Annotated in this window: 10 protein-coding genes and 1 riboswitch; of the genes, 3 read left to right on the top strand and 7 right to left on the bottom strand. The window is 47.0% G+C overall.

The window, feature by feature from the left end; genetic code table 11:
* Nucleotides 1-250: 250 nt before the first annotated feature.
* Nucleotides 251-2,659 (bottom strand): ABC transporter permease, encoded by a 2,409-nt coding sequence (locus VN105_RS08690; RefSeq protein WP_325639909.1) that lies wholly within the window; start codon nt 2,657-2,659, stop codon nt 251-253.
* A 256-nt stretch (nt 2,660-2,915) separates the two neighbouring features.
* On the opposite strand from VN105_RS08690, the gene VN105_RS08695 reads away from it, so the two are divergent.
* Nucleotides 2,916-3,758 carry a universal stress protein gene (locus tag VN105_RS08695; protein WP_325639911.1) on the top strand — a complete coding sequence of 281 codons (843 nt, stop codon included), beginning with the start codon at nt 2,916-2,918 and terminating at the stop codon, nt 3,756-3,758.
* Between the two features lie 26 nt (nt 3,759-3,784).
* Nucleotides 3,785-3,881, bottom strand: a riboswitch (TPP riboswitch).
* A 137-nt stretch (nt 3,882-4,018) separates the two neighbouring features.
* On the opposite strand, the gene VN105_RS08700 is transcribed toward VN105_RS08695, so the two are convergent.
* The 5 genes from VN105_RS08700 to VN105_RS08720 form a co-directional block, all read right to left on the bottom strand.
* Nucleotides 4,019-4,630, bottom strand: a complete 612-nt coding sequence (locus VN105_RS08700) for a response regulator transcription factor (protein ID WP_325639913.1) — start codon at nt 4,628-4,630, stop codon at nt 4,019-4,021.
* A 110-nt stretch (nt 4,631-4,740) separates the two neighbouring features.
* Nucleotides 4,741-5,955, bottom strand: coding sequence for a lanthionine synthetase C family protein (locus tag VN105_RS08705; protein ID WP_325639915.1), 1,215 nt, complete (start codon nt 5,953-5,955; stop codon nt 4,741-4,743).
* A 98-nt stretch (nt 5,956-6,053) separates the two neighbouring features.
* Entirely contained in the window at nt 6,054-6,242 is a 189-nt protein-coding gene (locus VN105_RS08710) for a hypothetical protein (RefSeq protein ID WP_325639917.1), read from the bottom strand.
* Between the two features lie 32 nt (nt 6,243-6,274).
* Nucleotides 6,275-6,457, bottom strand: coding sequence for a hypothetical protein (locus VN105_RS08715; protein ID WP_325639919.1), 183 nt, complete (start codon nt 6,455-6,457; stop codon nt 6,275-6,277).
* A 16-nt stretch (nt 6,458-6,473) separates the two neighbouring features.
* Nucleotides 6,474-6,635: a hypothetical protein gene (locus tag VN105_RS08720; RefSeq protein WP_325639921.1), complete on the bottom strand. Its 162-nt coding sequence runs from the start codon at nt 6,633-6,635 to the stop codon at nt 6,474-6,476.
* Between the two features lie 249 nt (nt 6,636-6,884).
* On the opposite strand from VN105_RS08720, the gene VN105_RS08725 reads away from it, so the two are divergent.
* Nucleotides 6,885-10,010, top strand: a complete 3,126-nt coding sequence (locus VN105_RS08725; RefSeq protein WP_325639923.1) for a lantibiotic dehydratase — start codon at nt 6,885-6,887, stop codon at nt 10,008-10,010.
* 12 nt (nt 10,011-10,022) lie between these two features.
* Nucleotides 10,023-10,163: a hypothetical protein gene (locus tag VN105_RS08730; RefSeq protein ID WP_325639925.1), complete on the top strand. Its 141-nt coding sequence runs from the start codon at nt 10,023-10,025 to the stop codon at nt 10,161-10,163.
* A gap of 66 nt (nt 10,164-10,229) precedes the next feature.
* On the opposite strand, the gene VN105_RS08735 is transcribed toward VN105_RS08730, so the two are convergent.
* Nucleotides 10,230-10,742: a hypothetical protein gene (locus VN105_RS08735; protein ID WP_325639926.1), complete on the bottom strand. Its 513-nt coding sequence runs from the start codon at nt 10,740-10,742 to the stop codon at nt 10,230-10,232.
* Nucleotides 10,743-10,804 lie beyond the last annotated feature (62 nt).

Genomic DNA, 10,804 nt, shown 5'->3' on the forward strand with positions numbered 1-10,804 from the left:
AGTCTGGCGGAGATCTGTGATTTAAGGTCTTCAGAAATGGGACCTAACTGAGATAGTAGGTTGAATAAGGGTTCCATGGGTGGTTATTTTGAGAGGTGGAAAATGAGGGTATGAATATAGTGAAAATTAGGGGAATAGTTATATTCTCCTGATTTTCATTATAGAAAGCAGCATTAACATTTGCACAACAACAATCTAAAAGCGGCGGAGTTCCCCCCACCGCTTCTAACTAACTGATCAATCAACAATTTTACTCCGCCTTCAGCGATTTCACAGGATTCATCCTCGCGGCCTTCAACGCCAGGAAACCTACTGTCAGCAATGCAATCAGCACTGCCGCCAGTCCTGCCATACCGAAAGTCCACCAGTGGATATCCACCCTGTAGGCAAAGCCATTCAGCCAGCGATGCATGCCCCACCAGCCAAGCGGTGTGGCTATCAGGATGGCCACCAACACCAGCTTGATAAAATCGCCGGATAATAAACCAACAATGCTGGTAATGGAAGCACCCAGCACTTTGCGGATGCCGATCTCTTTCAAACGTTTTTCTGTAGAGAAGGTAGCCAGTCCGAATAAACCAAGACAGGCAATGAATATCGTGAGTGTACCAAATGCGGCAAAAATTTCTCCAAAGCGTACATCTTTCAGGTATTGTTCGTTAAATGCCTGGTCAAGGAAGCTGTATTTAAAAGGCCGTTGTGGTTCCAGGGCATTCCAGGTATGCTCCAGCTCCGAAATTGTTTTGCTTATCTGCGCGGTTTTGATCCGCACAGATAACCTGTTGAGCATTTCGGATGGCGCCATCCGCAGTGCCAGCGGCTCCACTTTTTTGTGTAACGACTGGTAATTAAAATCTTTTACTACACCGATAACTGTGCCTTTACGTCCCCATTGCTCAAAATTTTTCCCTATGATCTCCTTTGGATCAGCATAGCCCCATTGTTTTGCAGCGGCTTCATTAATCACCATCGACTGCTCCATATCTGCGGGGAAATCGCGGGAGTATGCCCTGCCGGCAGCCATCTTCATTTCATATGCCGGTAAAAAGTCAACATCTATTTCATATAACCCCGGTCCAAATGGTACCATTTCCCCGCTGCGGGAAGCTATAACGGTATGCGCATTCGGGAAAAATTCTCCCGGCACTGCCCGGGAAGCGGTGATTGCTAACACTGCAGGATTGCTGGCTAACGTAGCCTTTACCGCCTCTATATTTTTATTCACTTCAGCGTCGCCGCCATAATCAATTACCAGCATCTGATCCTGGCGGAAGCCAAGGTTGTGCGACCGCAGGTGATCCAACTGGGAGAACACGATGGCGGTGCAGGCAATCAGTGCAATGGACAAGCTAAACTGGAATATTACCAGGCCCTTTCGCAGCTGAATACCTTTATCCGATGAATGAAACTTGCCTTTTAATACCAGCGCAGGTTTAAAACGCGACAGTACCAACGCAGGATAAATGCCTGCAGGAATGCCTACTAAAAACGGCGTGAGTATTAACACCACTATCATCTTCCACGACAAAAGATCCGTATATGGCAATGGTTTCCCGGACATATTACGTACCATCGGCAATAAAACAAATACCAACGCAAATGCCAGCAGGGTAGCCAACATGGAAATAACAACGGCTTCCACGAGATATTGTAATATTAAACTTTGCTGATGGGCGCCCACCGCCTTACGAACGCCTATTTCCCTGGCTCTTTCCATAGAACGCGCAGTGGTAAGATTTATAAAGTTGATCCCTGCAATGAAAAGAATAAAAGCAGCTACCAGCGAAAAAATATACACATTCGCCAGGCTACCGGTGGCGCCGGGCTGCCGCATAGCGGCCGAACGCAGGTAGGCATCTTTCAACGGTTCAAATGCAATCGCATAATTAGGCTCTCCGGGAATATGTCTTTTTAAAAATGCAGGCACCCTTGCCTGCAATGTCCTGATATCTGCATTTTTATTGAGCAGGAAGTACGTGTAGAAGTCCACATATCCCCATTCATTAAAGATCTCCGGCCGGTTGCGGTAAAAAGTGCTCATCGACAATAATCCGGTAAAAGTAAAATGTGAGTTGGATGGCACATCTTCCATTACACCGGTAACAGTAAGCGCATTATTGTCGTCTGTTTTAAACACCTGCCCTACCGGGTTGCTGTCTCCGAAATATTTGCTGGCCAGGCTTTCTGTAAGCACAATGCTGTTAGGCGCGGCCAATGCGGTGTTACGGTTGCCGTACAGCATCTTCCAGCTGAACAGGTCAAATAGGGTGGAATCGGCAAAAACGAGGCTACTTTCCTGGAAACGTTTATCGTTGTGTTGTAATAACAAGGTAACAGGACTGGTAAAGCGGGCGGTTTCCCTTATTTCCGGGAAATCGGCCTTCAATGCCGGCGCTACAGGGGCATTCCCCCATACCTGGTATTCTCCCGGACCTGGAGGAGGCAACGGCCGGTCTGATTGCTCGCGGTAGGCATGCAATACCCGGTAAATCTCATTATAGTTCCTGTGGTATTTGTCGTACGACAATTCATCTTTCACATACAGCACAATCAGGATACAACAGGCAATGCCAACTGTTAAGCCAACAATATTGATCAGAGAGTACATTTTACTCCTGGAAAGGCTGCGCCAGGCAATTTTAAAGTAGGTGCTGATCATAGTTTGAGTTAATTACAACGATATGTCATTAAATATGCATATCCTTCCGGCCAAAACAAATGCCATACAACCGGATCAATACCATGGCGGGTTTAGGGAGAAGAACCTGACCCTTTCTGTTCAAATATGAACACTTCCCCGTGCAAAAACGAACATTACGGGTGTTAATTTTCCCTGAATATAAGGCAGTTTAAATTGTTCATTCAGTTATTGGCAGTAATTTCGTACTAACTTGTTTGCACCAAAATTCACGCATATGAAAACAATGCTCATCCTGACGGATTTTTCAGAAAATGCCTTCCGGGCAACAGAATATGCAGCCCAACTGGTGAATCCCCTCCAAATCAGCCGGATCGTATTGTATCATGCTTACCAAAGCTCCGTTATAGGCACCGATTTACCCGTAGCCAATACAGCGAACGACCAGCAGGTATACCTGGAAAGTATGGAAAGCCTGGGCCTGCAACAGGACCGCTTATCCGCGCTCACAAAACAGGTAAGAATAGACCTCATGGCGGAAGATGTTTCTCTTCCTGTACACATTGCGGGCTTATGTAAAAGTGAAGAAATAGATATAATAGTAATGGGCGTTTCAGGACGCTCCGGCCTGGAAAAGTTATTACTTGGCAGCACTACCTCCATGCTGATCCGGGAAAGTACAGTACCCGTGCTAATAGTGCCCAACAGCACGGTGATCGGCAAACCCATCAACTCCATGGTTTTTACTACAGATCTGAAAGATCATGCGTCTATACCGGCACATCAGCTGTATGAATTTCTGGATGCTTTTCCGGATGTAAAGGTGCAGGTAGTAAATGTGGATAAAACTGCCGGTGAAAGTTATGTGGTAGAAACCAAAGAATCTATTGCCAGCCTGCATAAAATTTTTGATCAGTATAATGCTGCTTTTGATTATATCAATGAAGATAATACGGTAGAGGGCATTCTTTCATACGCCAACCAGCATCATGCTTCCATCATTATTGTAGTTCCCAAAAAACTGGGGTTCCTGGCATCTTTCTTCCACAACAGCATTTCAAAAAAGCTGGCGTATGATTCCAATATCCCGTTGTTGTCGCTGCCTGCAGTAAAGGCATAAAAAAAAGCTCCGGTTTTGGCCGGAGCTGTTAGTTGTTTCTGTTTTCCTACGCTGGCATTACCCAGATCAGGTACTTGGGTATGATCTCAGATCTGTTTTACCAGACCACCCCATTCTGAAACATCTGATTATAACTGTCGAAAAACCGTGCCAGCGAAAAAGGGAGGCTTTCCGTTATTTTACAGGCAAAAATTTCTACAGGATGTAAAAAATGATCTCACTGCTGTGAAAAAAATCCCTGGTTACATGCACGAGCCTGGCTAGATCAGCACCTTATTATCCACTGCGCACTTTATTAGCATGGCAGTGTTCCGTGCATTGAATTTGCCAAGCAGGTTCCGGCGATGACTATCTACCGTATCTGAACTGATAAATAGCTTTTCCGCAATTTCATGATTGGTGTGTCCGTTGGCGATGAGCCACAGCACTTCCTTTTCTCTTTTGGTAATATGCAGCGGCAGCAGGTCTTTGCTGAGCGCCTGTTTTAATTCTGCCGAAAGATAGGTGCGCCCGGAATATACATCGTGTATGGCACGCAGCAGCTCTTCCTTATCAGCATTTTTCATCAGGCAGCCACTGGCGCCGCTATCGAGCATACCGGCAATGCCATTGTCGTTTTTATGATAACTTAGTCCCAGTACGGCAATACCGGGATAGCGTTTTTTAATGCAGGCACAAAGTTCTGCGCCACTGATATCGGGCAGCAAGGTATCCAGTAAAACAACATCAGCCGTGTGCTGATCCAAAAAGTGAAGACAGGAAACGCCGTTCCTGGTTTCGCCTGCTAGCTGAATATCTTCTTCCATTCTTAGTAAAGATCGCAATCCTTCGAGTATCAATGGATGATCATCAACAAAATATAAACGGATCATGGTTTTTCTGTTTGCTGTAACGTGTATGCGATGGCATAAATAAAATCGGGCGAACAACTGAAAATGCTCATTTACTAGGTATGTAATATAGTAAAAAAATCAAGACAAGTTTAATCTATCAGCATACATTCTCCCCATGCAGGTTTGATACTGCTATCTACGAAGCTGATCAGCGACAGCCCGATACCGGCAATTCCTTCCAGTACATTATAGCTGCTGATATACTCCGGGTGATGATAAAATTTATACCCTGCGGGACCATCGTCCCAGGTGTTCATTTGCAGGGTATGCTGCCACCAGTAGCGGGAGGCGTTTAACAATACAGGATCCGCAGCGGCCAGCCCGGCTTGCTGAAGTATGTGGGCAATACCCGCGCTGCCATGACATAAGCAACCATCGTGCACGGCGCCGTTTGTCAGGTTCCTGTGACTGATAATGTGATTAAAAAGCTGCTGTGCTGCTTCCTGGTAGCTGCTGTTATCAAGGCGTTTCCCCGCACCCTGCAGCATAACGGCAATACCAAGATCGCCATAGCACCAGCCCAGCCTGCTATGTGCATCGCCCATCGCCTCATTGGCGGCATTTACAACGGTGGGGAAACGGGAATGTGTGTTCACCGCCGCCATATTCCGGGTACGCAGCAACCATTGAATACTGTTATCGATAAGCAGGCGACTGCGTTCTTTTGCAATGCCTTTCTCATAACAACGTGCCAACACTGCAATGATAGCGGGCACGCCATGCGCGAGGCCAAGATTAAACAGGTTTTCATCCGGGTGTTGCTGGCTTTTACCGGAGAAATGATCTTTCCAGGCAATACCACCTGCTAAGGTGATGGCGCTTTCTTCCAGGCGGGTCACCAGGTTTTCCAGCTGTGCAACTGCTATGGGTGCGGGCAAACGCTCCAAAAAATAAAGGGCGGTACCCAGGCCATGATGCAGGAAATCGTTCCGTTCCTCCGCTAATTCTGCTGTCATGAATTGAGCTACCAGCGGATCGATGTCTGCAAAAATATCTTCCGTATCATCTGCTTCAATGAAACCCATTGCCACCAGGTGCCGTATGCACCATGCTACACCGGCAATACCGCTGCAGTGCGAACCGTTCATGGGTTCTTCAGATAATGCCCGGAGGCATTTTTTAATGATGTAATGAACATTGTCCAGGTGTTCTTCCTTACCGGTGAGCTGATAATAATAGGCATAAAACAAAGCTACGCCGGTATATCCGCCCAGCAAGCTGGTGTTGGTATCTTCCAGGATAAATGGGTCCAGTGCAGTGCAAATCCTTTGCAGTACTGCGGTAGCCTCTTGCTGTTGATCCATAAATTGAATTGCGTAATAAAATATATAATGGCAAAACACGCAGGCATAATGCCATACGTATTTTGCCATACAATCAGATTGCTGTGATTATTGACGGATCAGTAGCGACAGGAGTCGAGGCTGCAGATAGGTGCACCCTGGCTGATATTGTCTGTACAGATCCGGAGGGAGCAAAGAACGGAACAGGTGCCCACGGTGGCGGCCATCTGTTGCGGTCCTGCTGCGTTGGAAAGACTGGCAACTTTTATTTTACCCAGATTGAGTTTTTTGCCTGTTGATTTTTTCATAACACAGGATTTTTAGCAATAAAGTGATGAAATCAGAATATACAGGAATCCTCGCTGCATACGGGTGCACCCTGGCTTAAGCAGGTGATCTTAATGCTGGGCACACAGGCAAGCGACTGGATCAATTGCGCTGCTTCCCTGTTCTCCATATTTACTTTGCTGAGATCGGCTACTTTGATTTTACCGAGGCTCAATTTCTTACCGGTTTTTTTCATGGTTTTTCAATTTAAATTAAAAGCAAGGATCTTTGGAAATAGGAGGTGTACATTTCATCATCAGGCTGCAGCCGGTGTATGTAGGCGCTTTGGCATCGGCTTGTTCCTGGCTGCTGATGCTGAGTTTAGCCACTTTTAATTTACCCAGGGCCAGTTTTTTTACAGGTGTTTTTCTCATTTCGCAAATGTTTATGGTTGAAAAATAATAGACATAAGAATTGGCAGGTTCAATATAATAGGGCCATTTGAAATACAGGTTTTATAAGATTACAGGATGATAAATGTAGGGAGAAAGTAAGAAAACGGAGATCACGGAAAAACGTGATTTTTTGGGCAAAGATGTTTAAACATGATTTTTACCGGTTTTACGTGATACCCTGTTAAGGGAGAAAAAATTACCTTCAGTTTTTAATGTTGACCTAGCGCCATGATCAGAGCTGAAAACTTCTATGTGGTAAGAACGCCGCTGTTACCAGTGAATATTGTCACTCAATTACACCATATCAACAACGCCTCCCTTGCACCAGTTATCAAAGCTATTTTCCAGGACGGATTCCTGCAGGAAGCCATTTATATTGCTTCCCCGGAATTATACCAGGAGCTGCAGAAATGGCTGGCCGCCGGGAATGAGAACCACAAGCTGGCTGCTGCACTGTACCGTTACCTGCTGAGGATGAGCAGCCGCTGCACGCCCTACGGTCTTTTTGCGGGCTGCGCCACAGGCGGGCTATCCGATCATACCGCCATTGAGCTAAACGATAAAGAGCAGCATAAAAAACATTGCCGCCTGGACATGAACTATGTGGCAGAACTTTCTGCGGCTATTACGGCCATACCCGCTGTCAGGGAGCAACTGCTTTTTTATCCCAATAATTCTTTATACACTGCAGGCGCCCAATACCGCTACGCCGCCTACAGCGTTAAAAATAAGATCCGCAATTATTACCTCACCGCCGTAAACTACAGCCACTACCTGGAGAAAATGCTGGAAACGGCAACCCGCGGTGCTACGCTAACGGATATACGCAACTGCATCGTAAGCGAGGCAGATGATATCTCGTATGAAGAAGCCGCTGCGTTTACAGAAGAACTGTTGCAGCACCAGTTGCTGGTGAGCGAGTTGGAACCCACTGTTACCGGGGAGGAATTTTTTGTGCACCTGGTAAACAGGTTAAAAAAACTACAGCACACAGCGGAAACGGTAACAGCACTGGAAGCCATACAAAGTATGCTGCAACTACAGCAAACGGGCGTTCACAAGTATACTGCCACGCATGAGCTGGTGCAATCGCTGCTAACTGAAACCAGTAATAAAGACCTGGTGCAAACAGACCTCTTCCTGTCCACCGCCAAAAACACCCTGAGCCATACCGTTATCAATGAACTTTCTGCCCAGGTGGCGCAACTCTGGAAACTGGCAAGCAACGACAACAACAGCGACCTGCGGCAGTTTTGCGATGCATTCCGGCAACGGTATGAAGAACAGGAGATCCCGCTCAGCCTGGCGCTTGATACCGAAGCAGGTATCGGCTACGGCGCACATAGCCAGCGTAATACCGACCACACGCCGCTGGTAGACAATATTCACATTCCGGCCAATAATACCGCAGCTACAGGCGCCCGCAGTAAAATGCAGGACTTCCAGCTGCAGCAGCTACAGCAATGCCTGCAGGAAAACAGGTCAGTGATCACACTTACCCGCGAGCAACTGGACGGCTTCCGGGAAAAGGAAACACCGGCCCTCCCCCACAGTATGTACCTGATGGGAAGTATTTTAAGCAGCAGCGCCGCCGCTATCGACAACGGCGATTATCTCTTTGATATGAATGGCTGCAGCGGCCCGTCGGCAGCCAATTTGCTGGGAAGGTTCTGTCATGGCGATGAACAGCTGGCCACCCACATAAAAGCCTGTTTACAGGCCGAGGAAGCCGGCGATCCTGGGAAGATCTATGCAGAGGTGATCCACCTGCCCGAATCCCGGACCGGCAATATCCTCATGCGGCCACGGTTACGGGAGTACGAAATTGTGTACCTGGCCAACAGCCTGGCCCCGGAGGAATATCAGCTACACCTCTCCGATCTCATGGTAAGCGTACAGCGCAACAAAGTGGTGCTGCGCTCCCGGCGGCTGAATAAAATCATTGTGCCAAGGCTCAGCACTGCCCACAACTACCGGCAGGGCTTACCGGTATATAAATTCCTGTGCGACCTCCAGTTCCAGGACTATCATACCGGCATTGGCTGGCATTGGCAAATTCCCGGCGATATCACTTTTTATCCGCGTGTGCAGTATGGCAATATCATCCTTAGCAAAAGCACCTGGATGCTCCATAAAAAAACATACCCGGCATTAGCCAAAGCATCACCGGATAGTTATATGGAGATTTTCAGGGAGATAAGCACCCGGCTTAACCTCCCCCGTTATGTAGTGGTAAAGGAAGGCGACAATGAACTGCCGGCCGACCTGGACAATGAAGTAGCGGTGCATCTGCTGGTAACCACCCTGCTGAAAAAAGAACAGGTTACTTTGCAGGAGTTCCTTCATACGCCCGGCAATTGCTGGGTAAACGGCCCTGATGGCCCGCATACCAATGAATTTATTATTCCTCTCAGGAATATATCTTCCGGAAAAGAAAAAAAGCAAACAACAGGAACCATTACCTCACTTACGGTTACGCCCACACGAAAGTTTATTACCGGCAGCGAATGGCTGTATGTAAAACTATATGCCGGCACCAGGAGCGCGGAAACCATCCTGAAAGAAAAGATATTGCCGCTAACGCAGGAACTGATGCAGGAAGGGATCATTGACCAATGGTTCTTTATCCGTTATACCGATCCCGAACATCATCTGCGGATCAGGTTCCATCATCATGAAAACAAACATTTCTGGAGCGCAGTGCTGGAACGGCTATATGCTGCGCTGTCCGGAAATACCAGCCAGGAGCAAGTATACCGGATACAAATCGATACTTACGAAAGAGAGATAGAACGCTATGGCGCGCATACCATGCTCCTTAGCGAAGCCATATTTCATTACGACAGTGAATGTGTGGTGAGTATCCTTGACCTGCTGGAAGAAGAAGAAGGAGAAAATTACCGGTGGATGCTGGCATTAAGAGGCGTAAATATGCTGCTGGATGATTTCGGGTATACGCTGCCGGCAAAATCGGCGCTGCTAAAAATGCTGCAGAAAAGTTTCTTTGAAGAATTTGGGGGAGAGAAATCCTTGCTTGTTCAGTTGAACGACAAGTACAGGGAAGAAATGCGGAACGTAAGCGGCATCCTTGATCCCACACAGGATGGCCACCATGGTATTGAAGCCGCTGTGGCGTGTTTTCAAACCCGATCTGCCGGCATAAGAGCTCAACTTAAAGGCGCTCATCTTAGCAATTCCGACGATCTGCTTTGCAGCTATATCCATATGTTCCTTAACAGGATCCTCTTATCCAACCAGCGTAAACATGAGCTGGTGATCTATCATTTTCTCAGCAGGTATTATGAATCCATGCTGGCCATCTCCAAAAAACAGATCAATTCAATTGTTCACTAAATACATATTCGTATGAAAAAGAAGAATGCACAAAAAATGAAGCTGGGTGCTATTAAAGTAGCCAGGTTAAATGCCGCCAACTCACAGATGGATCAACAGCAGAAAAAGATCACTCATCCCACCACTACGGTAATCAGGACTTTTGACTGCTAACTGTTTCGACCGCTCCACCGGGTAGTTCCGCCTCAGGGGGGAGCTACCCGGCAGCCGGTCTGTTACTCAGGTCTGGCCTTTATCCGTATCAAATTTTTCTATGTCACTTAACGGGATACTGATTTCCCCGAAAGGGTTTACCACTTTCAGCATCAGTTCTCCATAGTGTAAATAAAGATCGGCCACCATTTCCCCATCCTTTCCTCTCCACCTGGTATTGGCTTGCAGATAGCGTTTGAGTTTCGGCTCCAGTTGTGCGCCCCCTTTCCATTTCCGGTCTTTCAGCAGGGCTACATACACCTTGTATCCTTTAGGCTGTGAAGCGGCCATCAGCAGTTTTTCCATTTCCTCCGGGATACCGATATAATACAAATGCCTCCTGTGATCTGCGGCAATATGCTGCATGTGGTCGTTTGCCGATGCCAGGTCTTTGTGAGGCGTAATCAGAAAGGTTTCCATCGTTTCCGTATCTCCCGGATCCATCCCCCGCGGATAGCTTTGTCTTACGAAAGCAACAAAATGATGCTTCGTTAACGACATGATCAACTCAATAGATAAAAGCGCCAGGGGATTGTGCATGTATTTTATTTGTCCGGCCAAAGATACTAACATTATTAGCACACATAAAAATAAAAAAGCCC

Origin of the sequence: Chitinophaga sp. (genome assembly GCF_035564935.1) — a bacterium.
Lineage (GTDB): Bacteria > Bacteroidota > Bacteroidia > Chitinophagales > Chitinophagaceae > Chitinophaga.